Raw genomic sequence first — 26,520 nt, 5'->3', positions numbered from 1 at the left:
TCAGTTTCCGTGGGTAGCGTAAAGGTCATAGTTTACCGGGTCCATGCCGGGTGCCATCCAGTGGTTGGGGAGCAGTTCGCCTAAAGCCAGTCGTTCGCGAACCAGTGTGCTGCGCACATGGATCTTCTCTTCCACACAAAGGATGGAAAAGCGCTCCAGTAATTCCTGGCCGCGGTAGAAGGTCGGTAGCAGATCCGCGACGTCCTGGCCTATCACTAACGCTATCCGCTTGCCATCCAAGGCCAGGCTGTCGGCCAGGTGAGCAAGCAGGGTGTAGCTGTAGATGGCGCCTTCGACGCCACGCGCGACGACCTGCTCGACCCGGCTTGCATGCACTTGCGCGCAGCACAGCGGCTGAATGTGCTCGACGATCGACTCCAGCCATTTCAGGCGAATTTCATAGCCAACCATTCGCTTGCCGTAGGGATGCCTGAAGCTTGGGGCGACCAGCACGCGCCTGGCCTGGAATGACGCCTGGATCATCACCTGGGCGTGACCGGCATGAGGGGGATTGAAGGCGCCGCCATAAAGGGCCAGTTCGAACATGGCTTATTCTCTTTAGGTACACGACATGTACCGTATCATCAAAAGCGTGTTCGGTGAAATTTATCTGAGCCATGTCTATTTCAGATATGTATGAATCGATAGGCAAGAAAAATTCTTTTCACGGTGGCTTGTCAGTAAAGTACACGTCATGTACTCTCGTTGCCGTGAACAGGAGAAACCAGTATGAACAGCCTGAACCGTAAGACGGCTTCCTTCGATGTCGATGCGCAAAAGAGCTTTACACCGCTTTGTCCTGATGAGCTGCCAGTGCCTGGTGGAGAGCAAATTGGCGACGAGCTGAATTTCATCGCTTCCCTGGCCAGCCTGCGTGTCGGCAGCAAGGATGCCCATTCGCCTCAGGCGCCATGGGTGGTCGCCGAGCATTCACAGATGCTCACCCCGACCGGGCTCGAGCACGCCGATATCACTTGGGTCAGCCACTGTGTTCCCGGTACTGAAGGTTTCACCCTGCTGGACGAATTGCCGACTCCCTACGATTACGACTACTTCGTCTGGAAGGGCGTCGAGCCGGATTTTCACCCGTACGGCGCCTGTTACCACGACCTGCACGGCAAGCTGTCCACCGGGGTGATCGAGTATCTGAAAGGCCTGGGTGTGGAGCAGGTTCTTGTCGGCGGGCTGGCGCTGGATTTCTGCGTCAAGACCACGGCCCTGCAACTGGCGGCCGCCGGCTTCAACGTGATCGTTCACCTGCCGGCCTGCCGGGCCATCAGTGAGGAGGGCGCCACGCAAGCCATTCAGGACCTGCGGCAAGCGGGGGTCCGGATTGCCAGGACCCGCGAAGAAACCGTTCGCCTGGCAGGCGAGTAAGGAGCAAACATGGACAGCGCATTCGATCCAAGCAACGGTGTCATCCAGAGTCTTCTGGATACCGACTACTACACCTTCACCATGATGCAGGCGGTTTTGCACCAGCATCCGAACGTGGAGGTGGAGTATCAGTTTATCGTGCGTTCCAAAGAGCGGCTCGGCCACCTGATCCCGGACATTCGTGTGGAGCTGGAAAAGCTTGCCGGATTGCAGTTGCGCGAGGGGGAGCAAAGGTTTCTGTTCAACAAGCGTTTCCGCGAGTACCTGACACCGGACTTCGAACAGTTCCTGGGTCTGTTTCGCTTCAATCTGCGCTACATCCACGTATCGGAGGTTGACGGCCAACTGCACATCCGCGTTCGTGGTCCGATGTTGCACTGCATCATGTTCGAGCAGCCGGTACTGGCGATGGTCAGCGAGCTGCGCAACCGCGAGAAGTACCCCGAAGTCGAACTGGCCGACGTTACCCGCAAGCTGTACCAGAAGTTCGAGTGGCTGGAGAAAAACGCCAGTCGTGAAGAGCTTGCCGAGTTCCGTGTTTCCGACTTTTCCACCCGTCGCCGGCTGTCCTTCAGGGCGCAACGTGAAGTGGTGAATATCATGCGCAGTGATTTTCCCGGCGTGTTTGTCGGCACCAGTAACGCTCACCTGGCGTATGAGTTCGATCTCCCACTGATCGGCACGATGGCTCACCAATGGCTGATGGTCCATCAGCAACTCGGGCGCCTGCGCGAGAGTCAGAATGCGGCCTTGGAGAACTGGGTGCGCGAGTATCGTGGCCGGCTCGGTATTGCACTGACGGACTGCATCAGCACCGACTTCTTCCTCAAGGATTTCGACCTGTACTTCGCCAAGCTCTATGACGGGCTGCGCCAGGATTCAGGCGACCCTATTGTCTGGGCTGACAAGGTGCTGGGGCGTTACCGGGAATTGGGTGTCGATCCACGCACCAAGGACCTGATGTTTTCCGATGGTCTCAATTTCGAAAAATGCTTGCCGATCCTGCGTCATGTTCGCGGCAAGGCCAAGTTCGGTTTTGGCATGGGTACCAGCCTGGCCTGCGATGTCGAGGGGGTCGAACCTCTGAGCATTGTCATGAAACTGGTGCGCGTCCACGGCGAGCCGGTGGTGAAGTTCTCCGATGATCCGATCAAGAACGTCTGTGAAGATGTTTCGTTCCTTCGCTATGCCGCCCAAGTGTTCAACGTCGCCCTGATCAATCCACAGATGGGAGCCTGATATGACTTCACTTCAGCAAGAGCGTATTGCCCGGGAACTGGGCATCGATCGCCAACTCAAACAGGGCGGTGAGCACGTCGAGATTGCCCGTCGCGTTGGGTTTATCAAGCAGGTTTTACGTGAGTCGGGTTGCACGTCCCTGGTACTCGGTATCAGCGGCGGCGTCGACTCGCTCACAGCCGGGCGTCTATGCCAGTTGGCGGTGGAACAATTGCGAGACGAGGATTACGAGGCGCGTTTTATCGCCGTGCGACTGCCTTACAAGACCCAGGCCGATGAGCCAGACGCCCAAGCATCCCTGGACTTCATCCGGCCGGACTTGATCACCACGAGCAACATTGCCGCGTGTGTGGATGGCCTGATGGCCAGTATCGCGATCGACGGCTTGCAGCCTTCGGCCGAGCACACCGACTTTGTCAAAGGCAACGCCAAGGCCCGGGCACGGATGTTGGCACAATACGCCATTGCCAATATGAGCAATGGGCTGGTGGTCGGTACCGACCATGGCGCGGAGGCGGTGATGGGGTTCTTCACTAAATTCGGCGACGGGGCATGCGACTTGGCGCCGTTGTCCGGGCTGACGAAGACTCAGGTGCGGTGGTTGGCCGATGCCATGGGCGCTCCTGCGTCGCTGGTGCACAAGGCGCCGACCGCCGATCTCGAAGACCTGGCACCCGGTCGGTTGGATGAGGTGGCGTATGGTTGCAGTTACATGGAGATCGATGCGTATCTGATGGGTGAAGAGGTGTCGCCTCAGGCGCGACACATCATCGAACGCGCCTACGGCAAGACGGCTCACAAACGAGCATTGCCGCGTGTTCCGGCGGTGTCATGAACGACATCAAGCCAGCGTAAGCAGGCTTTCAAATGCAACCCTGGTCCCGAATGGAGTGGATGAATGACCCAGGCAACCGGTATCAACGATCGCGTGCGCATCAAGAACGTCGAAGTGCTCTCGGACAACTGGTACGTACTGCGCAAGACCACCTATGACTACCTCGGTCGCAACGGCCAATGGCAGGAGTTGACCCGCGAGACCTATGACCGCGGCAACGGCGCCACAATCCTGCTGTACAGCAAGGCCAAGCAGACCGTGGTGCTGACCCGGCAATTCCGCTTTCCGGCCTTCGTCAACGGACACGATGACTTTTTGATCGAAACCTGTGCCGGCCTGTTGGACAACGACGATCCGTACACTTGCATCCGCAAGGAAACCCAGGAAGAAACCGGTTACGTCATCCAGGACGTGCGCAAGGTCTTCGAAGCCTTCATGAGCCCTGGTTCGGTGACCGAGCGGCTACATTTTTTCGTCGGCGAGTATTTCGACGAAGACAAACGACACGCAGGCGGCGGGCTGGAGGAGGAGGGCGAGGAAATCGAGGTGCTGGAGCTGCCGCTCGACCAGGCCCTGGGCATGATCGAGAGCGGCGCCATCTGCGACGGCAAGACCATCATGCTGTTGCAGTACGCGAAGTTGCATCGCTTGCTGGATTAGGTTCACCTCATGCGTCCAGCCAGGACGCTCTTCCCCGGTCAAGTCTCGAGCGTGGCGGCGTCGGAACATGAGCTGATCGGGGTCTTCCACAGCTTCGCATTCGATGAAGCGTTACAAGCTTGAACCCAGAAGATTTTTTGTCTGCTCGATACCCCACCCTCTGTGCGCCGGAACGCAGGCCCAACCCGCTCTTGTTGACAGCCTGTTCGTCGTATTCACACCGAGCCGCTGAACAACTGCGTTGACAACCTGAGGCATAGGTGATGAGATTCAGTCATACGACAACGTATGACATCAGAAAATAATAAAAACGAAAGGCGCAGACATGTCTTCTACATTTGCAGCCCTGCAAGTCGGTAATACCTCGGCCTTGCTCCTTTACACAGCGCGCCAACGGCCTTCGTCACTGTCTGGAAAGCCTTATGCAGGCTTGCCAGCGCAATCGAATTTTCCCCTCTCGACGTTCAAGCAGCATCGCCTGTCCAGCCCGGCGGTAGCTCCGGACGTGTCCGTTTCCTCCTTAGTTTCCATCCCACAATGAATGGCAGTACCTGGAGAACAATAATGAGAAAAACATTCTGCGCCTCTTTGATCGCCTCTTTTCTGAGCCTGACCGCCGGCACGGCAATGGCCGCCGACGCCAGCGACTGGCCAAGCCGACCCGTGCAGGTGGTGGTCATTGCCAACGCCGGTGGTGATACCGATTTCAATGCCCGAATGATGGCCAAGTACTTCACCAAGCTCACTGGCAAATCCATGGTGGTGACCAACATGGCCGGCGGGGGCGGGACAATTGCCGCCGATGCGGTCAAGAGCGCGGCGCCGGATGGCAATACCATTCTGTTCACTCATACCGGCCAGTTGATCGTGAATGAGGTGGCAGGCCTCTCGGAGGACCGTTTTGATGCATTTGATGTCTCCTGCATCGCTGGCGTCGACAAAGGTGCGGTGTTTGTCTCGGCGAAAAGCTCGGGCATCGACACCCTTGATCAACTGATTGAAAAAGCCAAGGCCAAGCCCGGCACCATCACCTACGGTACCGAGATGGGTAGCTTCTCCCATATTCAAGGGCTGATGTTCGAGAAGCTGGCCGGCGTGAAATTGAAAATGGTCGACAGCGGCACAGTGTCCGAAAAAATCGTCGCCTTGCTGGGCAAGCGTATCGACCTCGGCGCCATCAGCTATGGCTCGGTCCAGGATTACATCGCCAGCGGCAAAATGAGTGCCCTGGGTCAACCCAACGCCGAGCGCAACGTGCTGCTGGGTGACGTCAAGACCTTCAAGGAACAAGGCGTGGACCTGATTCTGGACAAGCCTTACGTCGTGGCCTTCCCGAAGGGTACAGATCCGGCCATCGTCAAGAAGATGGCCGATACGATGAAGAAAATCACCGAAGAGCCGGAATACGTCGAGGAGTTGAAGAAGTCGTTCAAGCAACCGGTCAGCTTCCAGGGCACCGAGGAAGCCATTGCCACCCTGAACAAAACCCGCGACAGCTTCATGCAGTTCAAGGACGAGATGCGTAAGGCCAAATAACAACGCACGACGGGCTCGGGTGCGTACTGGCACCCGATAGCCCAGTCCTTCCCAGCAAGAGGAGCCTGTATGGATTCCTATAAACGAAACGAGCTGATTGCCGGATTGGCAATGCTCGGTGCCGGCGTAGCGTATCTGGTATTGACCCTGAATCTGCCGCGCCGCAGTTTCGTCGATGCCGCGTTTGTGCCCTGGCTGCTCGCCATTGCGTTGTGCCTGTTGGGCGCGTTGCAATTATGGGCTTGGCGAAAGCTGCCGGACCAATCTGCCGAACCCGCTGAAAAAACCGAGCAGATTGATTACCCGACGGTCTTCAAGTCCCTCGCGTTGGTGTTGCTTTACACCGCGCTGCTTGAGCCCGTGGGATTCATCGTCATGACCGTCCTTTATCTATACGCCCAATTCATCGTGTTGACCCCTGCGGAACAGAAGGTCAAGCACCTCCTATACGCGTTCATAGCGGTCGTTTCTTCGGTGTTGATCTTTTACATTTTTCGTCATGGCTTCGACTTGCTCCTGCCTGTCGGTCTATTGGATTTCTAGGAGACGGTCATGATTGAACTCATGCAGCAAGGCTTCGGTGCCGTACTGACTCCCTACGTGTTTTTCCTCATGACCCTCGGCGTTGCGGTGGGGATTGTATTTGGTGCGGTGCCCGGGCTTTCGGCCACCATGGCTATCGCGCTGTGCCTGCCACTGACTTACTCGATGGGGCCAGGTCCGGGCCTGGCGCTGCTGGTTGCGCTGTTTGTCGGTGCCACCTCGGGAGGGCTGATATCGGCGATATTGCTCAACATACCGGGAACGCCGGCATCGATCGCCACGACGTTCGATGGTTGGCCGTTGATGAAGAAGGGCATGGGCGTCAAGGCGTTGGGGATCGGCGTGGTGTTCTCGTTCCTGGGCACCATTTTCAGTATCGTCGCGCTGATGTTCATCGCTCCGATCCTGGCGGATCTGGCCTTGAGTTTCGGCCCGCACGAATACTTTTCCATCGCGATTTTCTCGCTGACGTTGATCGCCACGCTGTCCACCGGCTCGTTGGTCAAAGGCTTGTTCGCCGGTGCCCTGGGCTTTGCCTTTTCCACCGTGGGGATTGCTCCGGTCGAGGCTATCCGCCGCTTTACGTTTGATGTGCCGAGCCTCAATGGCGGCTTTGCCATGCTCACGGTCATGATCGGTATGTTTGCGGTGGCCGAAGTGCTGAAGTTTGCTGAAAGCGCACGCCTGAGCCATCGGGCCAAACCACAGCACGTCAGCATGAAAGGCGTGAAAGGTTTTGGTTTTTCGATGAAGGAGTTCGTCGGTCAACTGCCTAATGCCGCCCGTTCATCCGTAATCGGCCTGGGGATTGGTATCCTGCCCGGCATTGGTGCCGGTACCTCGAATATCGTTTCTTACATTGTGGCGAAGAAACGTTCCAAAACCCCGGAGGAATTCGGCAAAGGCAAGATCGACGGCGTGGTCGCCAGCGAGACGGCAAACAACGCCGGCATTGGTGGCGCGATGATTCCGCTTCTGACCCTGGGCATTCCCGGCGATACCACCACGGCTGTGATGCTCGGCGGTTTCATGATCCACGGGATCCAGCCTGGTCCTCTGCTGTTTATCAGCCAGGCGCCGCTGGTCTACACGATCTTCGCCGCGCTGATCCTCGCTTCAGTCATGATGCTGGTGCTCGAGTTCTACGGACTGCGCATGTTCATCAAATTGCTGGCGGTGCCCAAGCACATTCTGTTGCCGATCATCCTGGTGCTCTGCGTGGTCGGCGCATTTGGCCTGAACAGCCGGATCTTCGACGTCTGGGCGGTGCTGCTGTTTGGCTTGCTGGGCTACGGGTTCGTCAAGAGCGGGTTGCCGATTGCGCCGTTCATCATCGGTTTCATCCTGGGCCCCATGGCGGAGACCAACTTGCGTCGTGGCCTGATGCTGTCCGATGGCAATTTCGGCGGCTTCCTGTCCAACCCCATCTCAGCGGGCTTTCTCGTCCTGGCTGCCGCGTCTATCTCCTGGCACTTGGTGACGGTCATTCGCCACAAGAAAAGCGCTGCTATCGAATTGATGCGCAGCTAGTGGCCTGTACGGTTAATTCGAGTACTCAACTTCGAGTGCACGAATTAGCCACACAGGCCACTAGCCCGTTTTCATTCCTGCTTATACACCGCTGTCACACGAACCCGTGCGGCAGCGGCTGACCCCAAACGTTCGGAGCATGCCATGCAAGATGCGCCTCAAATGCCTTCCGCCGACGACGACCGTATTGCCTGGGTGCGCGTGGCCTCGGTTTTCCTGCCGCTGGCCAACCCCATCAGCGATGCCAAGGTGCTCACCGGCCGGCAAAAGCCGATGACGGAAATCGCCATTCTGTTTGTGGAAATCGAAACCAGGGACGGCCATCGCGGCCTGGGATTCAGCTATTCCAAGCGCGCCGGTGGTCCCGGACAATTTGCCCATGCCCAGGAAGTCGCCCCCAGCCTCATCGGCGAGAACCCCAGCGACATTTCCAAGCTGTGGGACAAGCTCTGCTGGGCCGGTGCTTCGGTGGGGCGCAGTGGTCTGGCCACCCAGGCGATTGGTGCGTTTGATGTCGCTTTGTGGGACCTGAAAGCCAAGCGGGCAAATCTTTCGTTGGCCCGCTTGCTGGGCGCCCAGCGCGATTCTGTTCAGTGCTACAACACCTCGGGAGGTTTCCTTCACACCCCGCTTGACCAATTGATGATCAATACCGACCTCTCCCGGGAAAAGGGTATCGGTGGAATCAAGCTCAAGGTCGGCCAGCCTGACCAGGCGCTGGATCTGCGCCGTGTCAGCACCATCCGCAAACATCTGGGGGATGACTTCCCATTGATGGTCGACGCGAACCAACAATGGGACCGACCCACCGCGCAGCGAATGTGTCGACGTCTCGAGCAGTTCAACCTGGTCTGGATCGAGGAGCCGTTGGATTGCTACGACGCTGAAGGTCATGCCGCATTGGCCCTGCAGTTCGATACGCCGATCGCGACCGGTGAAATGCTCACCAGCGTTGCCGAGCATTGGGAATTCATCAAGCTGCGCGCAGCCGATTACCTGATGCCCGATGCGCCCCGTGTTGGTGGCATTACTCCTTACCTCAGGGTCCAGGCGTTGGCCGAGCAAGCGGGACTGATGATCGCGCCGCACTTTGCCATGGAACTGCACATTCATCTGGCCGCCACGTACAGCCGCGAGCCATGGGTTGAGCATTTCGAATGGCTGGAGCCACTGTTCAACGAACGCATGCAAACCCGCGATGGACGCATGCTGGTGCCTACCCGACCTGGCCTTGGATTGTCCTTGAGCGAGCGTGTGGCTGGCTGGACGGCGAATCAGGCCACGTTTGGGCAGCGTCCGTAAACCGGTCGAGGACGGAAGATGCCAGCGTTGAGTGATGAGGTGCTGCAACGCATCGAGCGAGTGGTCGGGCAAGCAGGATTGGTGTGCGACCCTGAGCTGATGCAGGGCTATCTGACGGATTGGCGTAACGCCTATCAAGGCCAGGCAGCCTTGGTGATACGTCCGGCGTCGACCGAAGAAGTGGCCGAGGTTGTACGAATCTGTCATGACGCCCAGGTTGCCTTGGTGCCGCAAGGCGGCAACACTGGCTTGTGTGGCGGCTCGATCCCTGACGCCTCTGGCAGCCAATTGGTGTTGTCCTTGACCCGGATGAAACGTATCCGTGAAATCGATCTGGCTAACGAAACCATCACGGTCGAGGCCGGCGTGATACTGCAACAATTGCAGGATGCCGCGAGCCAGGCCGGTCGCCTGTTTCCGCTTTCGCTGGGAGCGGAGGGCAGTTGCACGGTGGGCGGCAACCTGGCGACGAATGCCGGCGGCACGGCGGTGCTGCGTTACGGCAACATGCGTGAGTTGACTCTCGGACTGGAAGTGGTCCTGCCTGACGGCCGCGTCTGGAACGGGTTGCGGGGATTGCGCAAAGACAACACCGGTTACGATCTCAAGCACTTGTTCATCGGCTCGGAGGGCACGCTCGGTATCATCACGGCGGCGGTGCTCAAACTGTTTCCGGCGACCCATAGCACGGCGACCGCCTGGGTCGCGCTACCTTCGCCGCAGGCGGCGGTGGACTTGATCGGCCATATTCGCGGCTTGTGTGCCGACCGCCTGACGGGCTTCGAGATGATGTCGCGCCAAAGCCTGGATTTTGTCCTGGACCACGTGGCTGGCTGCAGCGACCCGCTGGCAACGAAGCACCCCTGGTACGCCTTGATTGAATTGCGAGACACCGTGCCCGATGCGCCATTGGCGCTGCTGCTTGAAAACGGCCTTGCCAGCGCCTTGGAATGCGGTTGGGTCATCGATGCGGTACTGGCCGGCAATCAGGCACAAGCTGCGGCGCTCTGGGCGCTGCGCGAAGGCATTTCCGAGGCTCAGAATCATGAAGGCCCCAGCCTCAAGCATGACATCAGCGTGCCCGTGAGCCGGATACCGGAATTCATCGAGTGCACCGACAAGGCCCTGCAACAGGACTTCCCCGGCGTGCGCATCGTTTCCTACGGCCACGTGGGCGATGGCAACCTGCACTACAACATCAGCAAACCGCTCGCAGACACGGACGCCTCGTTCAGGACTCATGAACACGCGATCATGCAAGTCATCTACCGGATGACGAGCGCCTTCAACGGCAGCATCAGCGCCGAGCATGGCTTGGGGCAAGCCAAGCCTGAGGCGGCAGTTCGCTTCAAGGACCCCTTGGAGATCGAATTGATGCGGGCCATCAAACGCACGCTGGACCCCGCCGGGTTAATGAACCCCGGCAAGGTCTTCGCCACTGTACTGGAGTGACCGCGCCGGGCTTTCGTCGGCGAATATTTCGACTAAGACAAACGACACGCCGGCGGCGGGCTGGAAGATGAGGGCGAGGAAATCGAGGTGTTGGAGCTGCCGTTCGACCAGGCCCTGGGCATGATCGAGAGCGGGGACATCTGCGACGGCAAGATCATCATGCTGTTGCAGTACGCCAAATTGCATTGGTTACTGGATTAGTTTCAGCAACGGTAACCCGGGATGCTTGCCGGCCGACCTTGGGGCTGCCAAACCTTTCACGATAGGCCGAGGGCGGCAAGCCGACGGCGTTCCTGAACGCCGCCCGGAAACTTTCCACCGAGCGATAACCACAGGCCTGCGCAATGCTGGTCGCGCTCTGATTGGTGGTTTCCAGCAACTCCCTGGCCCGATTCAGTCGTTCCTGTTGCAGCCAGGCCTTTGGTGATAGGCCAGTGGTTTCGATGAAACGACGCAGGAAGGTGCGCTCGCTCATGGCCACGCGAGCTGCCATGTCGGACACGCTCAGGGATTGGTGCAGATGTTCGCGGCTCCACTGCAAGACCTGGCTCAGTTCGTTGCGCGGCGACGTGCACACGGGTGCGACAATGAATTGCGACTGGCCACCGGTTCTCTGTGGCGCCATGACCAGGCGACGGGCTACCGAGTTGGCGACATGAGTACCGAAATCCCGGGCGATCAGGTGCAGGCAGGCGTCGATGCCGGCTGCACTGCCGGCTGAGGTAATGATCTGTCCCGAATCGACATAAAGCACATTCGGATCCACGTTGATCAGAGGGAAGCGTTCGGCAAGCTCATCGGAAAACTGCCAGTGGGTGGTCACCGTTTCACCGTCGAGCAGTCCCGTGGCAGCGAGCACGAATACACCGGAGCATATCGACAGCAAGCGAGCGCCCCGGGCATGGGCACTTTTGAGGGCGTTCAGCAGCGCTTGCGGGGGCGGTTCGCGATAACTGCGCCATCCTGGAATGACGATGGTGTCGGCGTTTTCCAGCTCCTCCAGCCCGACGTCGACCGAGATCTGAATGCCTCCCAGTGCCCGCATGGGGACCGGATCGACAGCAACGAGGCGATGGGCGTACCAGGCAATGTCCAGCTCCGGACGAGGCAGGCCGAATATCTCCAGCGCAATTCCGAATTCGAATACGCAAAGGCCCTCGTAGACGAGAATTGCCACTGTTCCTGGATGGTTATGCATTTGGCGAAAAACTACCGTTTGTTGTCGTCTGCTGCACTGTAGCGAACAGTTCTCTCGTCCTACAATCGGACCATGAGATGGAGCAGTGAATGAGTAATCGAATAGCAGGTCTGGACTTGGCGGATGTGGAACAGCAACTTTCCAAGCACTTCCGGGATTTCCTGGACAATGAAATCCGGATGAAACAGGTCCGTAACGCGTTTCATCAAGATGGCTATTTTCACTTCAAGGACTTTTCATTTCTACCTGGCGAGATGTGGGAAGAGCTTCATACCGAAGTGCATGGGTTGCTCGATGAGTATTCGGCAGGACACGAGGCGACGGTCCTGTTTATCCATGATCCCCACCGCAAGGTTCATATGATCCCTCAAGCGCAGATCGCCGAGGGCGCAGCCGTGGTTCCGGCGCTCTATCACTCAGAGTCGCTACGCCACTTCCTCAGCTGCATCGCAGACGAAGAACTGGCGTCTTGCCCGGACAGCGGACAGTACCTGATCAGCAGGCTGAATCATCCAGATGATACCCATGATTGGCATTGGGGTGATTACCCTTACACCCTGGTCTGGATCATTGAGGCTCCTGAAGGCCCGGAGGGCGGCGATGTATTGCAATGCGTGCCCTACAGTAATGGGAACAAGGATGACTTGCACGTCTGGGAATACAGCCTGGGCAACCCCGGCAAGGCCTGTCACCACCTCAGGGGTGATGTGTATTTCCTCAAGTCCGGTACCACGCTGCATCATCTGGTGCCAATTCAGCGAAACGCCACGCGCATCATTCTCAGTACCAGTTGGCTGGTGGCTGCGGCCGGCGAAGCGATGTTCTGTGGATAAGTATTGAAACGCAGCGGTTAGCGCCGCGAGTGACCAGGCCTGGCCCCGGATAGTGAAACGCGCAGCCGTCTGCAATGGCTGGGCGTTTTTGGTCAACTGGGCTGGAGTTGGCTGTTGTCCTGCATATCGTCCAGGTATTCGGGTTGGTCCGCCTGGTCCGCCTGGTCCGGCAGCTCGGTCACGACGCTGAAGTCGCTGATCTCGATCGCACCCGTCCCATGGCCCAGTAAATGGAAGGAAAACGCCTTGCGTGCCTGTGGGTTGTCGAAACGGATGTTCATCAGCAGGGGTTGTTCAGGCGTCACCGCCACATCCGTTGGCAGTTCCATGGACACATCACGTTCGAACTCCTTGGCCTTGAGGGAAATGTAGGCCGTATGGTCCGCGCCGATGGCACGGATGCTCAGGCTGACGCGGGTCTGTGAACCCTTGGGCATTTCCAGGTATTGGGCGCCGATCAGGTTGTCGGTCCAGTCGTTGGACACCTGGGCTGGGAGTGGAATTTTCTCGGTGCTGCCGAACTGATAATGCTGGTTCAGGGGGGTGCGCAGCAGGGTCTGGTCAAGGGCCGTTGCCCGGGCGCTGATCAACCTGGCCCGATGGCCGCTGTAGTGCCCGCCATAGGTCGCCCGGTCCGCGATGAAACCTTCGCTGGCGTAATAGCGGCAACGCTGCAGGAAATCGCATTCGGTGAACGTGCCCTTGCCGTCGTGGTAGCGCAGCATGCCATTGGTGAACGACATGATTTCCCGACCCGTTGCGTAGTCCCTGAACATCGAGCGGCCGGACAATGACGCGGGCACCGGGAAACCGAAGTAGTCGAGGATCGAGGCGGTCAGGTCCACATGGCCATAGGTCCCTGGCTTGATGCGAGGCAAGGGTTCCGGCGCCAGCGTCAGGTTGAACCCCCAGGATGACGCCAGGCGTACATCGTCGATGCCATGGGACTCGTCCGAGGTGATCACCACCAAAGTATTTTTCAGGATGCCCTGGCGTTCCAGGCCGATGAGGAAGTTATCCAGCGCATCATCCAGGTAACCCACGGCGGCCTGTTTGGCGGTGTCATAGCGCTGCAGGTAGTCATCCGGTGCGGAGTAGGGCTGGTGCGTACCCACGGTCAGCAGGGTGAGCATCCAGGGCTTGTCGGTTTGTTGCAGTTGCCCGACATAGTCCAGCGCGCCTTCGAAGAACGTCTTGTCGTCCTTGCCCCAGGGAAACTCCAGGTAAGCGGGTCGGGTGAACCACTCCATGCCCAGGGTTGTGTCGAAGCCGATGTGGGGCATGATCCTGTCCTTGGCCATGAACCGCAGGCCCGCACCCTGCAGGAAATGCGTGGCAAAGCCATGCTGGCGCAACTGGGCCGGCAGGCAGGCCTGGTTGCGCCGGGTCTGGTTGAGCATTTCGACGCCCTTGGGCGTGCCGTCGTCGAGCTTGTCGTAGTCGCCACATAGCATTGCGTAAAGGCCGCGGATGGTCTGGTGGCTATGCAGGACATAATCGGGCGTGTTCATGCCTCGCTCGGCCCAGGCACTGAGGCGTGGCATGGGGTTTTCCTGATAACGACTGTTCAGAGCCTGACGGTTCGCACCTAGATAGGCACCGGGAATGCCTTCCAGGGTGATGACCAGCACGTTGCGCGCCTGGCCTGGTGCGGCCAGCAGCTTCTGCCCATCGAGGTCCAGCCGGGTCAGGCCTTCCATTGGCGGGAGTGGGATACCTGCATCGCTCTCAAGCCAGTCGTTGATTTGATCTTGCCCGGTAGAGACCGCTGCTGTGGCGAGTTGATGGGGTAGATTGAACACATTCCACTGGTCCGCCTCGGTGGGGTGCCAGGATTGTACGGTGCTATGGATCAGCAGGAGCAGCGCAGGCAATGCCCACGCGTGGCGTGGCAAGGATGGTGCACGGCGTGAGCGGCCGGGCCGCAGGACCATCAGCCAGAGCGCCAGCGCTGTCAGTTGCAGCGCGGCCAACCAGGGATGGGCGAAGCCGCCGCTGCTGGAATTTTCGACGAATTGCGGATCGGTCAGGTAGTGCAGGTCCGAGGGATTGGGCATGCGTCCGACGGCGCTGACCAGTTCGATGTTGGTCAGCGTCAGTGCGGTCCAGGCCAGCAGCACAGGCAAGCTCAGCCAGAGGGGGCGACGGTAGAGCAGCGCGAGCAGCAGCCCACCAACGCCCACGTCGGACAGGTAGCCTAACGGATCGGACCAACCCAGTGCCAGACGCAGGGCGAGAGGAACGACCAGGACCAGACCGGCCAAGGTGATCAAAGGAGCGAAGGGAGAAGAGAGTCCGCGGTAAAAAATGTTCACGAAACAGGCCTTGTACGGTGCTGTTTATCAGTCATCAAACGGTAATGATGGGCGCGATGGTAACAAGCCTGGTCAGCTGCAACCGTCTCGTCACGCTGCGGTCGGTTTGCTCAGGCCCTACAATGGCCGTGCAGCATGGCTTTGCGGTGTCTGGCAAACTTGTATCAGGATTTTTCATCGGGGGATGGATGGACAGGTTTCAGGAAATGCAGGTGTTCATTGCTGTTGCACAGGAGTCCGGTTTTTCGGCGGCGTCGCGGCGTCTTGGCCTGTCGGCGGCCAGCGTGACCCGCGCGGTGGCTGCGTTGGAGCAACGCATCGGCACGCCTTTGCTGGTTCGCACCACCCGCAACGTTTACCTGAGTGAAGCCGGTCAGCGCTTTCTGGAGGACAGCCGGCGAATCCTGGGCGATCTACAGGAAGCCGAGGATTCGGCGGCCGGCAGCCATGCCCAGCCCAGGGGGCAGTTGACGATTACTGCGCCGGTGTTGTTCGGACAATTGTTCGTGACGCCCATATTGGTGGAGTACCTGCAACAGTATCCGGAAGTCGTTATCAATGCTTTGCTGCTGGATCGCAATGTCAGCATGGTCGAGGAGGGCATGGACGTTGCCGTACGCATCGGCGAGTTGCCCGACAGCAACCAGCACGCCGTCCGCGTCGGTGAAGTGCGGCTGGTCGTCTGCGGCTCTCCTGAGTTTTTCGCTCGGCATGGCCGGCCCCGGCATCCGCAAGACCTGGAACGACTGCCAGTAGTGGCTTCTTCGGCCATAGGCCAGGTCAGAAGCTGGACCTTTGTCGATGCTGGGCAAACGTTGGCGGTCCGGCCGGTGCCTCGGCTGATGGTCACCGCCAATCAGGCCGCCATAACCGCCGCCAGCCAGGGCCTGGGAATGACGCGTGTGCTGTCTTATCAAGTGGCAGGTGAGATCGCTAGCGGGGGCCTGGAAATCGTCCTGGCCGATTTCGAGCTGCCACCCCTGCCGATTCACGTGCTGTACCAGGGTGGACGCAATGCGCCAGCTCGGGTTCGCAGTTTTGTCGATTTCACGGTGAGCGCCCTGCGTAGGCACCCGGCCTTGAGTGGCTGATGTATTGTTTCGCTGGAGGAAATAATGGATTGCGTTTGCGGGTGATTCTCTAGTTTTTAACTGAGGGGGAAGATGACGCCATCGATGCCGTTCTGCTGACGGCGTCATTTCCAGCGGAGTTGACCATGAACCCCATCAAGCTTTATCACTTCCCGCTTTCCGGACATGCCCACCGCGTTCAACTGATGCTTTCTCTGCTCGAACTGCCGGTCGAGGTGGTTTTCGTCGATCTGGCCAAGGGGGCACACAAACAGGCGGATTTCCTGGCCATCAACCCATTTGGACAGGTACCGGTGATCGACGATGACGGTGTGGTACTGGCCGACTCCAACGCCATTCTGGTGTATCTGGCGCAGAAGTATGGCCGGGGCCGCTGGCTTCCGAGCGACCCGGAGGGGGCCGCCCGGGTGCAACGCTGGTTGTCGGTGGCTGCCGGGCCAATCCATTCCGGGCCCGCCACGGCGCGTCTGATTACGGTGTTCGGCGCGCCATATAACGCCGAGGATGTGATTGCGCGGTCCCACAGTCTGTTGAAAGTCATCGATCAACATTTGAGTAGCAGCACTTGGTTGGCGGGTGATGCTCCCACCATCGCCGATGTCGCCGGCTACTCCTACATCGCCCATGCGCCGGAGGGCAACGTGTCGCTGGACGACTACGTCCATGTCCGCGAGTGGTTGGCGCGGATTGAAGCACTGCCCGGGTTCGTGGGCATGCCGCGTACGGTTGCCGGTTTGCAGAAGTAGCCTGTAGCGCGGGGAAAGGGCCGTTCGACAATGCGGCGGCCCTGACCTTGTGGTGATACATGAAAACTTCGGCCCACTGACCTGGCCTATGCCCGTCCGGAGCAAGACGCGGTAATCTGCCGGGTTTCAGCGGGTGATGAAGGTTCATGACTTTTCTTTTCCGGACATCGCTGGTACTCGTCGCGCTGCTGCTACAGGGTTGCGAGCAACCGCCTGCTGCACCTCTCGATCAACAACTCTATATCTGGCAACGCCAGTGGACCTCGGCCCACGAAGCGGCGCTGCGCCAGAGTCAGCAGGACTTCTCGAGCTTGCGGGTGCTGGCCTTGCAGGCTTTTCCCCGTGCGGGTTGGAGCCGTGCGCAGATCAATCCGGCCTTGCTCAAGGCCGATGGCCGGCCGCTGATCGCGGTGATCCGCCTGGATGGCCAGCTCGGAACACTGGATCGGGACGAGGTCATCGCACAGATCCAGCAAGTGCTGAGCGACTGGCAAGCCCAGGGTCTGACACCGGTGGGCGTGGAGATCGACCATGACGCCGGTAACGCACGGTTGCCGGCCTATAGGGCATTCCTGACCCAGTTGCGCCAAACCTTGCCGTCCACGTTGCGGCTGAGTATCACGGCCTTGCCAGCCTGGCTTGACAGCCCCGCGCTGCCCGGGCTGCTCGAAACCGTAGACAGCAGCGTGTTGCAGGTCCATGCGGTGAGCAACCCGTGGCAAGGGCTGTTCGATCCGAAACAGGCACGGCACTGGGCCGAGCGCTGGAGCAAGGTCACCCGGCGGCCGTTTTACCTGGCCCTGCCAGCTTATGGTGTGGCGTTGTTGACCCAGGAGAGCGGCACGCCGGTGGTTGAAAGCGAAGTGCCGATCGACAGGGGAGGCGAGCGTCTGGAACTGTTGGCAAACCCGCAGCAAGTGGCCGGGCTCGCCGCGGATCTGCGCGCCGAGCCGCCGAAGCACCTGGCTGGGTTGATCTGGTTTCGACTGCCGCTGGCAGGTGACCGTCGTGTCTGGAGTCTGACCACACTGGGTGCAGTGGCCAGGGGAGACAAGCTGGACAGCCGCCTGGCCCTGACGCTGGAGGAAAAAGACGGTTTGTACGATATCCGGCTGGTCAATCGAGGCAATCTCGACAGCCCCTGGCCTCAACGCGTGACGCTTGCCGTCGGCGCATGTGACGGGCTCGATGCCTTGGCTGGGTATTCATTGCAACAAACTCCCGGACTGCTTACCTTCACCCGCATTCAGGAAGGTCGCCTAGCCGCCGGTGCCCAACGGGCGATAGGGTGGGCGCGTTGTACGAAAATTGAACAAGGAGCTTTCAATGTTTACCCGTGAGTGGCCTCGTCGTTTGCTCTGCCCGGTGTTCTGTATGAGCCTCGGTTTGCCGTTCGGCCAGGCTTTGGCCTGTGGTCCGGAGTTCCCGATGCGCTTGCTGGACAACCGCGCCCAGTCCCTGGCCGAATTACCCGAAGGCAGCTTTCGCTTCGAGATCAAGCGTCTTGGCCACGCCATCGCCGCACTCAAGCCGGCCAGCGAGGCGACGCGCAACCCGGATTACAACTACGACGATTTGTCTGCTTACGTGGCGCAGCGCAGCGAGGCTGAACGCATTGGCCTGACTCCGCCGCAGCAAGCGTTGGTGGAGCGGTTGCGGGCGCTGACTGACGTCGATGAGGTCGCTGTGCAAGCGGCGAACCTGCCGGCTGAGCTACGGTTGTACGCCATCGGCGCGGCCGCCTTTGGTGCTGGTGAAAACCAGAGGGCTGCCCAGACGTTCCAGGAATTGCTGGCATTGCCGGCGGACCAGCGCCCGTTGCGCAGTACCTGGGCGGCCTATTCCCTGGGGCGGGCCTTGTTTGCCGTGAGTACCGAGGCGGGCAATGAAGATCCGGCGGCATTGCGGGATCAGGCCCGAGCGGCGTTTCGTCAGGCCCGTGACCTGAGCGTTGCCGGTTTCAGCGATCCGCTGGAGCTGGGTATCGCCAGTCTCGGCGAAGAAGCCAGGGTGGCCTATACGGCTGACGATTGGGACAGTGCTATCAAGCTGTATGCGACCCAGTCACTGTACGGCTCTGAGGTCGGTTACAGCTCGTTGCTGTACCTGGCGGCGGACCTGAGTGGCCAGCCGGATGATCGCCTGAGCGAGCTGCTTAAGGTCGATGCCGTGCAGCGGTTATTGACGAGTTACCTGCTCAGCCGCGTCAACTGGTGGGATGGGGAGGAACCATCCGGTGAAAAAAGACTGGTCAAGCTGCTGCAAGCCAGCAGTCATGGCAATCTGGATGATGCCGATCGGCTGGCGGCGGTGAGCTATCAGCACGGCGATTACGCCAGCGCCAAAGCCTTTGTGGATAAAGCCGGCGACAGTGGATTAGCCTGGTGGCTGCGGGCCAAACTGGCCGTGCGTGACGGTGACAAGACGGCGGCGGCTGCGGCCTATGCCAAGGCGGCCCAGGCTTTTCCGAAGGATGAATCCTGGGGCAATCGGCGCACTCCGGATTGGGATTACGAAACAGTGCAGCCCAAGTGCCGGGTCGAAGGCGAGAGCGCAATCCTGGCCCTGCAACGGGGCGACTACTTGCAAGCCTTCGATCAGCTTTACCGTGGCCAGGGCAACTATTGGTACGACGCCGCTGCAGTCGCCGAACGGGTACTGACCGTCGAGGAGTTGAAACAGTACGTCGACGCCCAGGTCCCGGCGCCACCCCCATTGAGCCAGCAGGATCGCGACAACTACGTGCCACTGCCGGTAGCCGCGCAACTGCGTAACCTGCTGGGCCGCCGCTTGCTGCGGGAAGGGCGCTATGACGAAGCACCGGCTTACTTCGATAACCCCGATCTGCAGAACAAGGCCAGGGCCTATGGCCAACTGCGCCAGGAGGCAGAGTCTAAATGGTGGCCGACCCGCCGGGCTGAGGCGTATTTCCACGCATCCTGGATGGCGCGCGAATGGGGCATGGAGCTGCTCGGCTACGAAATGGCGCCGGACTACGCGACCCTGGGGGGCAACTACAGCCTGGAACCGGTTGAACTGAAGGTCGGGCCGTTGGTGGCCGAAGGGGAGGTGCAACGTCAGCAGGCCAGCGCCGCGCAACCGAACGAGCGCTTTCATTACCGTTTTGTCGCCACCGCCCTGGCGAGCAAGGCGGCGGACAATGTGCCCCATACCAGCCAGGCGTTTGCGGCGGTGTTGTGCAAGGCCGTGGGGTACAACTCGAGCCTGGAAGAGCAAAGCGCGCTGTATCAGCGTTACGTGAAAGAAGGTCCTTATGTGACTTGGGCTGGGGATTTCGGTCATCAGTGCCAGGAGCCGGATTTCCGTGCGGCTGATAAGCGCTACGTCACCCAGGCCCTCGACCCGATTCGTTCCGCGTTGCGTCCCTACAAGCGTTGGTTGCAGATCGGGGCCGTGGTGCTGTTGGTCGCGGGCGCGTTGGGGTTGATCAGTCGGCGTCGCCGCAAGGCGCAAAGGTCGACGGGCTGACTTCGACCCATTTGAAAACCTGGTGGCGAGGGGATTTATCCCCGCTGGGCTGCGCAGCAGCCCCTAGATCCTGACCTCGCGGTTTACCAGAAAGATTGTGTTGAATGGTTTAAGGGCTGCTTCGCAGCCCAGCGGGGATAAATCCCCTCGCCACAAAGGTCCTGTTCATCTCACCGGATTTGCCATCCAACATGAAGAATTAAAAACAGAAATTTCACAGCTATGGTTATAAGGTAACGCCATATAACGAAAAGGCTGTGGTGTCTGTCCACATGCCCGGTTTTTGATCGCCACAAGTGCTGGGGTGGTATGCAAGTCGATCTTGATGTCGAGGGGGCACTGGTGGCCGAGCGGCCACGCTTTCAGCAGGCACAGTCCCAAGGGCGACGCATTCGGCGGATCGCTTTTGCGCTGGCCGTCCTGGCGGGTGCGGGGTTGGTGTCCGGCTTCTTTGTCGGGCTGTTTTCGCCGCAATCGATGTGGCCGGCTTTGTTGGCGAGTCAGAGTGCCGCGCTGCTGGTGCTGGGGGCCGGTCTGCAATCCGCTTGGTGGGTGACGCAATGGCGCAGCAGAGCATTGCTGCCGACGGCGGTTATCCCAGTCGTCGAGCACGACCCGGTTGAGCCGTCCGGCTGGTATGAGCGACTGCTGGAGCGCATCAGCGCGCGCTGGATCGGCCTGCTGAATCAGATCGGCGCGCCGACTCTGTGGCTGGCCGGTTGGGCGGGGTTGGCGCTGCTGAGTCTGCAACAAGCCTGGAATCTGGCGCTGCCGCCGGCCATGCTTGGCGCATCGGCCAGTGTGGGGGCAGTGCTTTCATTGTTGTTGGCGTTCGGCTTGTTGGTATTTGAACGCCAACTGGCCCAGCAACCCTCTATCGAGTGGCCGGAGGCATTGCCATTGGCGCAGCTGGCCCGCCTGGCGATTATCGTGTTGGTGCTCGGCGCGCTGTGCCTGTTGTTCGCTAGTGAATCGTCCATCTGGCCGGTGCGCCTGGCGGTGCTGATGGGAGTGTTGCCGGGGCTGGCGGCGCTGGAACTATTGCTGCGGGCCCTGCTGTCATTGTTCAGCCCGCGCCGGGAGTCCCTGGAGCCGACCTTGCTTGGCCGCAGCGTCATCGCTGACCTGCTGCGCTGGCCACCGCAGCCCTTGCTGGCCCTGCAGCATGAACTGCACAACCGCTTCGGCATCGACCTGCGCCAGATCTGGGCGTTCAGCTACATGCGTCGTGCTTTTTTGCCGGTGCTGGCGCTGGTATCGCTGGTGGGTTGGCTGCTCACCGGCGTGCACGAAGTGCCGCTGCAAGGGCGCGGCATCTATGAGCGTTTTGGAAAGCCGGTGGAGGTGTTCGGTCCTGGCCTGCAGTTCGGTCTGCCCTGGCCGCTGGGTCGGGTGCTGAACATCGAAAACGGTATCGTCCATGAACTGGCCACCAGCGTGGGCGAAAGCTGGGTGAGCACGGAGGCCGACTCGGCGGAGGGACCGGCACCGGCGATTGCCAATCGTTTGTGGGACGCCAGCCATGTGAACGATAAATCCCAGGTGATTGCCAGCCGTCGTGCCGATCAGCAGAGCTTCCAGATCGTCAACATGGATGTGCGTTTTGTCTATCGCATCGGCCTTACCGATGCCGCGGCGCTGGCTGCGACCTACAACAGTGCCGACATTCCTACTCTGATTCGCAGCACCGCCAGCCGCATCCTGGTGCATGAGTTTGCCTCGCGTACGTTGGACGGTTTGTTGGGGGCCGATCGTGTCAGCCTGGCCGATGAAATCGGTCGGGCTGTACAGAACGATTTGCAGGCGCTCAACAGCGGCGTGGAGATCCTGGCAACTGTCGTCGAGGCGATCCACCCACCCGCGGGAGCGGCCAATGCCTACCACGGTGTGCAGGCGGCGCAGATCGGTGCCCAGGCATTGATTGCCCGGGAACGTGGTGCGGCGGCGGAGCAGACCAATCAGGCACAGCTGCAAGCCAGTGTTGCCCACGACCAAGCCCAGGCCACCGCCCGAGAAATCAACGCGACTGCCCAGGCCGCCGACTTGCGCTTCAGCGCCGAACGCAAGGCATACGCCACGGCCGGCCACGCCTTTGTGCTGGAGCAGTACCTCAGCCAACTGAGCCGGGGCCTTGGCAGTTCCAGGTTGCTGATTCTCGATCACCGTCTGGGCGGCGGCAACGCGCCGACCATCGATCTGCGCACTTTCACGCTTCCGGCCGATCCCGCATCGCCGCGTAACCTTGTACAGCCAGGAGCTGCCCATTGAGCCAGTCTTCTTCCCACGATCATCACGATCATACCCATCATGACCACGGCCATGCCGGTCACCATCATGGGCATCATCACCATCATCACGGCGACCCGCAGGAAGCGGGTCCATTTCCCTGGCGGCGAATGGGCTGGGCGGCGCTGCTGGTCGCCTTTGCCGTCGCGGCCGCGAGCCTGGTCCAGGTGCGCTCGGGGGAGGCGACCGTCATCACCCGCTTTGGCAATCCGGCACGGGTACTTTTGCAGCCTGGCCTGGGTTGGCGCTGGCCGACGCCGTTCGAGGCAGCGATTCCGGTGGACTTGCGACTGCGCACGACCTCCAGCGGTCTGCAGGATGTCGGTACCCGTGACGGCTTGCGCATCATTGTTCAGGCCTACGTAGCGTGGCAGGTGCAGGGTGATCCGGCCAACGTCCAGCGTTTCATGCGTGCGGTGCAGAACCAACCGGACGAGGCCGCCCGACAGATTCGCACGTTCGTGGGATCAGCCCTGGAAACCACGGCTGCCAGTTTTGACCTGGCGAATCTGGTCAACACCGACGCCAGCCAAGTGCGCATTGACGATTTCGAAGCGCAGCTGCGCCAGCAGATCGAACAGCAGTTGCTCGCCACTTATGGCGTGCGAGTGCTGCAAGTGGGCATCGAGCGTCTGACCTTGCCTTCGGTGACGTTGACCGCGACGGTGGATCGCATGCGTGCCGAGCGGGAAACCATCGCCACCGAACGCACCGCCATTGGTAAGCGCGAAGCGGCGCAAATTCGTTCCGCCGCTGAACGGGATGCGCGGATCGTGCAGGCGGATGCCACGGTGAAAGCCGCCGATATCGAGGCTCAGTCCCGGGTCGAGGCCGCTGAAATCTATGGCAAGGCCTACGCCGGTTCGCCTCAGCTGTATAACCTGCTGCGCTCGCTGGACACCTTGGGCACGATTGTCAGCCCCGCTACCAAGTTGATCTTGCGCACCGATGCAGCGCCATTCCGGGTGTTGGTCGATGGACCACCGTCCGTGGAACTCAAAGGTGGAACACAACCATGAGTGTGGTTCCACGTGGAACAAATGAGTTATCCAGCCCCTGGGTTCAGGCTGGACGCGTGGCATTTCTGGCGCTTTACGCAGTCACGGTCCTGGCGGCATTGGCCTGGGCCTTTTCCAACGTTCGGCAGATCGACCCTCAAAACCGGGCTGTGGTCTTGCGCTTTGGCGCGCTGGATCGTATTCAGAACGCCGGGCTTCTGTTGGCATGGCCGCGTCCCGTGGAGCAAGTAGTCCTGCTGCCGGCTGCGGATCGGGTCCTGGAGCGGCGAGTGGAAAACCTGCTGCGCTCGGATGCGGCCTTGCAGGCTGATCGTGTCGCCAGTTTTGCCTCGCCGGTCAGTGATGCCCTGGCTGGCTCTGGCTATTTATTGACCGGTGACGCCGGGGTGGTACAACTGGATGTGCGGGTGTTCTATAAGGTCACTGAACCCTATGCGTTCGTCTTGCAGGGCGAGCATGTCCTCCCGGCACTGGACCGCCTCGTCACCCGTAGCGCTGTGACCCTTACAGCGGCTCGGGATCTGGACACGATTCTGGTCGCTCGCCCCGAACTGATTGGCAGTGACAACCAGGCCGCCGAACGCCGCGAACGCCTGCGCGGTGATCTCGTGCAAGGTATCAACCGACGGCTGGCCGATCTGGCGGCAACGGGGCAGGGGCTCGGGATCGAGGTGGTACGGGTCGACGTCCAGTCGAGTCTGCCGGGTCCTGCGGTGGGCGCATTCAATGCGGTGTTGACGGCCAGTCAGCAGGCTGATAAAGCCGTTGCCAATGCCCGCACCGAAGCCGAGAAACTGACGCAGACTGCTCGCCAGGATTCCGACCGTGCTCTGCAAGTGGCTCACGCCCAGGCAAGCGAACGGCTCGCCAAAGCCTCGGCTGACACCGCCACGGTGCTCAGCCTGGCGAAGACCAAAGATGCTGATCCACAAATGCTGCTACGCCTTTATCGCGAGCGCATCCCAGGCATTCTGCGCCAGGCCGGGTCAGTGACCACGGTCGACCCTAAAGACGATTCCCGTTTGATCATTCAGGGAGCTGAGCAATGAGCGCTCAAGCCGCCGCCGTTCCGATGTTGTCTTACGCCGAACAACGCACGGCCGCCCGACAGTTGACCCTGGCGATGCTTGCCCTCGGTCTGCTCGCGCTGGGTCTGGTATGGCGCCTCTGGTCGCCGGAGCAGACCGGGGTCAGCCAGTTGCTGTTGGGTTTCGCTTCACTATTGGTCGCGGTACCGGTGATGCGTTCGGCATGGTACAGCCTGCGTTATCCAAGCCTGCACGGCATCACCGATCAACTGATCGCCTTGGCGATGCTGGGGGCCTGGGCTACTGGGGATCTGCTGACCGCTGCGCTGCTGCCGATCATCATGATTTTCGGCCATGTGCTGGAGGAGCGTAGTGTCATCGGTTCCCAGGAAGCCATCCATGCCTTGGGACAACTGACGCGCAGCCTGGGTCGCAAGGTGTTGGCTGATGGCTCGATCATTGAAGTCGACAACGCCACGTTGCAACCCGGCGATACGGTGGAGGTGCGTGCCGGTGATCGCGTACCGGCCGATGGCCGGGTACTGTCCGGTCAGGCGAGTCTCGACACTGCACCTATTACGGGTGAGTCCGTGCCGCTGGAAGCAGGCGTAGGCACTGAGGTGTTTGGTGGTGCGATCAACCTCGATGGATTGCTGCGCCTGGAAGTAACCCGTACGGGGCACGAGTCGACATTGGGTAAAGTCATCGCCCTGATGCAAAACGCCGAACGCTCCAAGCCCCCCATTACACGATTGCTGGAGCGCTATGCCGGCAGCTATCTGGTGTTGGTGTTACTGCTCGCGGCGGTGACCTGGTTCATTACCAACGATGCTCAGGCGATGTTGGCGGTGTTGGTGGCGGCCTGTCCTTGTGCTCTGGTGTTGTCTGCGCCGGCGACCGCCATTGCGGGAATCGCGGTGGCGGCGCGCCATGGCATCCTGATCCGTAGCTCGGCTTTCCTGGAGGAGCTGGCGGACCTGACGTCACTGGTTGTCGACAAGACCGGGACGTTGACTTACGGCTCTTTGCGCCTGCAATCCATCGAAAGCACGGGGAGCGATCAGCCGTTCCTGTTGCCGTTGGCCGCGAGTCTCGGCTCCGCCAGCAGCCATCCGGTCAGCCGGGCGTTGGCAGGGCTGGTGGAGCAGGAGGAGTATCTGCCGTTGGCGCAGATTCACGAGCGACAGGGCCTGGGCGTTGTGGCGATGACCAGCCAGGGCGAAGCAGCCCTTGGCCGACCTGAATTGTTTGCTCAGCTAGGCATCGAAACCTCAATGGTGCCCGATCATGATGGCCCGATTGCCGGGCTGGCTCTGGATGGAGAGTTCCTCGCCTGGTTGCTGCTGGCCGATAGCGTCAAGCCGGAAGCGCAGGTCGCCATGGCCGAGTTGCGGACGTTGGGCCTGGGGCGGCAACTGTTGCTGACCGGTGACCGCCAGAGTGTGGCAAGTACGTTGGCGCGGCAAGTTGGCATCGCCGATGTACAGGCCCAGGCGCTACCGGAGGACAAACTCAAGAGGGTCATGACGGAGATCGACAATGGCTTCCGGCCCATGGTCGTCGGTGACGGCATCAACGACTCTCTGGCGCTCAAGGCCGGGGTGGTGGGTGTCGCCATGGGGGCCGGCGGCGCGGATATCGCCCTGGCATCGGCGGATATCGTTCTTATCGGCAGCGACCTGAGGCGACTCGGCACCTGCGTACGCCTCAGCCGCCAGTGCCGGCACACCTTGCAGGTCAACGTGATCATTGGCCTGGGCTGGACGCTGGCGATTGTCGCTTTTGCCGCGTTCGGTTGGCTTGGAGCGGCGGGGGCGATGATTGCCGCACTGCTGCATAACCTGAGCACCTTGTTGGTGTTAGGTAACGCCGGAAGGCTGCTACGCTTTCAGGAGCCATTGCTGAAAGTCCAGGAGCAGGGGTAGAACTTGCGCGCGGCACTTGCAGTCCATGGTGGAAGAGGGTGTAACAGTTGGCAGTACCGGCTCAGGGAGTGAATACGGGCAACGATAGAAAAAGGCTATAAATTGGATAGCCTGCT

21 protein-coding genes and 1 pseudogene are annotated in these 26,520 nt (G+C 60.2%); 19 read left to right on the top strand and 3 right to left on the bottom strand.

Translation table 11 applies throughout. The features are described from left to right. Window positions 1-546, bottom strand: coding sequence for an adenylyltransferase/cytidyltransferase family protein (locus QZH45_RS00930; protein ID WP_053191992.1), 546 nt, complete (start codon window positions 544-546; stop codon window positions 1-3). Window positions 547-729: 183 nt separating this feature from the next. Here QZH45_RS00930 and QZH45_RS00925 point away from each other — a divergent pair, with 183 nt between their 5' ends. From QZH45_RS00925 to QZH45_RS00880, 10 genes and pseudogenes are all read left to right on the top strand, one after another. After that, window positions 730-1,377 (top strand): nicotinamidase, encoded by a 648-nt coding sequence (locus QZH45_RS00925; RefSeq protein WP_055135075.1) that lies wholly within the window; start codon window positions 730-732, stop codon window positions 1,375-1,377. A 9-nt stretch (window positions 1,378-1,386) separates the two neighbouring features. Then, window positions 1,387-2,616, top strand: coding sequence for a nicotinate phosphoribosyltransferase (pncB, locus tag QZH45_RS00920; protein ID WP_024777798.1), 1,230 nt, complete (start codon window positions 1,387-1,389; stop codon window positions 2,614-2,616). 1 nt (window position 2,617) lies between these two features. Further along, window positions 2,618-3,451, top strand: a complete 834-nt coding sequence (nadE, locus tag QZH45_RS00915; RefSeq protein ID WP_053191998.1) for an ammonia-dependent NAD(+) synthetase — start codon at window positions 2,618-2,620, stop codon at window positions 3,449-3,451. Window positions 3,452-3,514: 63 nt separating this feature from the next. Continuing rightward, complete coding sequence (gene nudK, locus QZH45_RS00910) at window positions 3,515-4,111, top strand: GDP-mannose pyrophosphatase NudK (RefSeq protein ID WP_055135076.1); 597 nt, start codon at window positions 3,515-3,517, stop codon at window positions 4,109-4,111. A 564-nt stretch (window positions 4,112-4,675) separates the two neighbouring features. After that, a complete protein-coding gene (locus QZH45_RS00905; protein WP_024777801.1) occupies window positions 4,676-5,647 on the top strand; it encodes a tripartite tricarboxylate transporter substrate binding protein in 972 nt (323 codons plus the stop codon). A 69-nt stretch (window positions 5,648-5,716) separates the two neighbouring features. Further along, the gene (locus tag QZH45_RS00900; protein ID WP_024777802.1) at window positions 5,717-6,190 is read left to right on the top strand and encodes a tripartite tricarboxylate transporter TctB family protein; all 474 of its coding nucleotides are present in this window, start codon (window positions 5,717-5,719) and stop codon (window positions 6,188-6,190) included. 9 nt (window positions 6,191-6,199) lie between these two features. Then, a complete protein-coding gene (locus tag QZH45_RS00895; RefSeq protein WP_055135077.1) occupies window positions 6,200-7,720 on the top strand; it encodes a tripartite tricarboxylate transporter permease in 1,521 nt (506 codons plus the stop codon). A gap of 144 nt (window positions 7,721-7,864) precedes the next feature. Further along, window positions 7,865-9,022 carry an L-talarate/galactarate dehydratase gene (locus QZH45_RS00890; protein WP_024777804.1) on the top strand — a complete coding sequence of 386 codons (1,158 nt, stop codon included), beginning with the start codon at window positions 7,865-7,867 and terminating at the stop codon, window positions 9,020-9,022. Window positions 9,023-9,040: 18 nt separating this feature from the next. Continuing rightward, on the top strand, window positions 9,041-10,474 hold the full coding sequence (locus QZH45_RS00885; RefSeq protein WP_033034301.1) for an FAD-binding oxidoreductase: 1,434 nt from the start codon (window positions 9,041-9,043) through the stop codon (window positions 10,472-10,474). A gap of 12 nt (window positions 10,475-10,486) precedes the next feature. Next, window positions 10,487-10,675: pseudogene (locus QZH45_RS00880) on the top strand (GDP-mannose pyrophosphatase); the annotation flags it as partial. On the opposite strand, the gene ftrA reads toward QZH45_RS00880, so the two are convergent. Further along, entirely contained in the window at window positions 10,632-11,672 is a 1,041-nt protein-coding gene (gene ftrA, locus QZH45_RS00875) for a transcriptional regulator FtrA (protein WP_053192002.1), read from the bottom strand. The pseudogene QZH45_RS00880 and the gene ftrA overlap by 44 nt on opposite strands. 89 nt (window positions 11,673-11,761) lie before the next feature. On the opposite strand from ftrA, the gene QZH45_RS00870 reads away from it, so the two are divergent. Further along, a complete protein-coding gene (locus tag QZH45_RS00870) occupies window positions 11,762-12,505 on the top strand; it encodes a HalD/BesD family halogenase (protein WP_024777807.1) in 744 nt (247 codons plus the stop codon). Window positions 12,506-12,597: 92 nt separating this feature from the next. Here the strand turns inward: QZH45_RS00870 and QZH45_RS00865 are convergent, their stop codons facing one another. Further along, window positions 12,598-14,820: an LTA synthase family protein gene (locus tag QZH45_RS00865; protein WP_055135078.1), complete on the bottom strand. Its 2,223-nt coding sequence runs from the start codon at window positions 14,818-14,820 to the stop codon at window positions 12,598-12,600. A 188-nt stretch (window positions 14,821-15,008) separates the two neighbouring features. On the opposite strand from QZH45_RS00865, the gene QZH45_RS00860 reads away from it, so the two are divergent. The 8 genes from QZH45_RS00860 to QZH45_RS00825 all read left to right on the top strand — a co-directional run bounded on the left by QZH45_RS00860 (window position 15,009) and on the right by QZH45_RS00825 (window position 26,404). Further along, window positions 15,009-15,911, top strand: coding sequence for a LysR family transcriptional regulator (locus QZH45_RS00860; RefSeq protein ID WP_024777809.1), 903 nt, complete (start codon window positions 15,009-15,011; stop codon window positions 15,909-15,911). 125 nt (window positions 15,912-16,036) lie between these two features. After that, entirely contained in the window at window positions 16,037-16,657 is a 621-nt protein-coding gene (locus QZH45_RS00855; RefSeq protein WP_024777810.1) for a glutathione S-transferase family protein, read from the top strand. Window positions 16,658-16,803: 146 nt separating this feature from the next. Then, a complete protein-coding gene (locus QZH45_RS00850; RefSeq protein WP_024777811.1) occupies window positions 16,804-17,997 on the top strand; it encodes a DUF3142 domain-containing protein in 1,194 nt (397 codons plus the stop codon). Then, on the top strand, window positions 17,984-20,146 hold the full coding sequence (locus QZH45_RS00845) for a hypothetical protein (protein ID WP_024777812.1): 2,163 nt from the start codon (window positions 17,984-17,986) through the stop codon (window positions 20,144-20,146). Before QZH45_RS00850 ends, QZH45_RS00845 begins: the two co-directional genes overlap by 14 nt. Window positions 20,147-20,455: 309 nt before the next feature. Continuing rightward, on the top strand, window positions 20,456-22,414 hold the full coding sequence (gene hflK / locus QZH45_RS00840; RefSeq protein ID WP_055135079.1) for a protease modulator HflK: 1,959 nt from the start codon (window positions 20,456-20,458) through the stop codon (window positions 22,412-22,414). Beyond that, window positions 22,411-23,451: a protease modulator HflC gene (gene hflC / locus QZH45_RS00835; RefSeq protein ID WP_024777814.1), complete on the top strand. Its 1,041-nt coding sequence runs from the start codon at window positions 22,411-22,413 to the stop codon at window positions 23,449-23,451. Before hflK (QZH45_RS00840) ends, hflC begins: the two co-directional genes overlap by 4 nt. Beyond that, window positions 23,448-24,500, top strand: coding sequence for a protease modulator HflK (gene hflK / locus QZH45_RS00830; protein ID WP_024777815.1), 1,053 nt, complete (start codon window positions 23,448-23,450; stop codon window positions 24,498-24,500). Before hflC ends, hflK (QZH45_RS00830) begins: the two co-directional genes overlap by 4 nt. Further along, a complete protein-coding gene (locus QZH45_RS00825) occupies window positions 24,497-26,404 on the top strand; it encodes a heavy metal translocating P-type ATPase (protein WP_053192015.1) in 1,908 nt (635 codons plus the stop codon). The genes hflK (QZH45_RS00830) and QZH45_RS00825 overlap by 4 nt, the downstream gene beginning before the upstream one ends. The last annotated feature ends 116 nt before the right edge of the window (window positions 26,405-26,520 follow it).

This window comes from Pseudomonas corrugata (assembly GCF_050920615.1).
Lineage (GTDB): Bacteria > Pseudomonadota > Gammaproteobacteria > Pseudomonadales > Pseudomonadaceae > Aquipseudomonas > Aquipseudomonas corrugata.
Note: the sequence above shows the minus strand (reverse complement) of the source record. Positions and strands in the feature narration are given on the sequence as shown.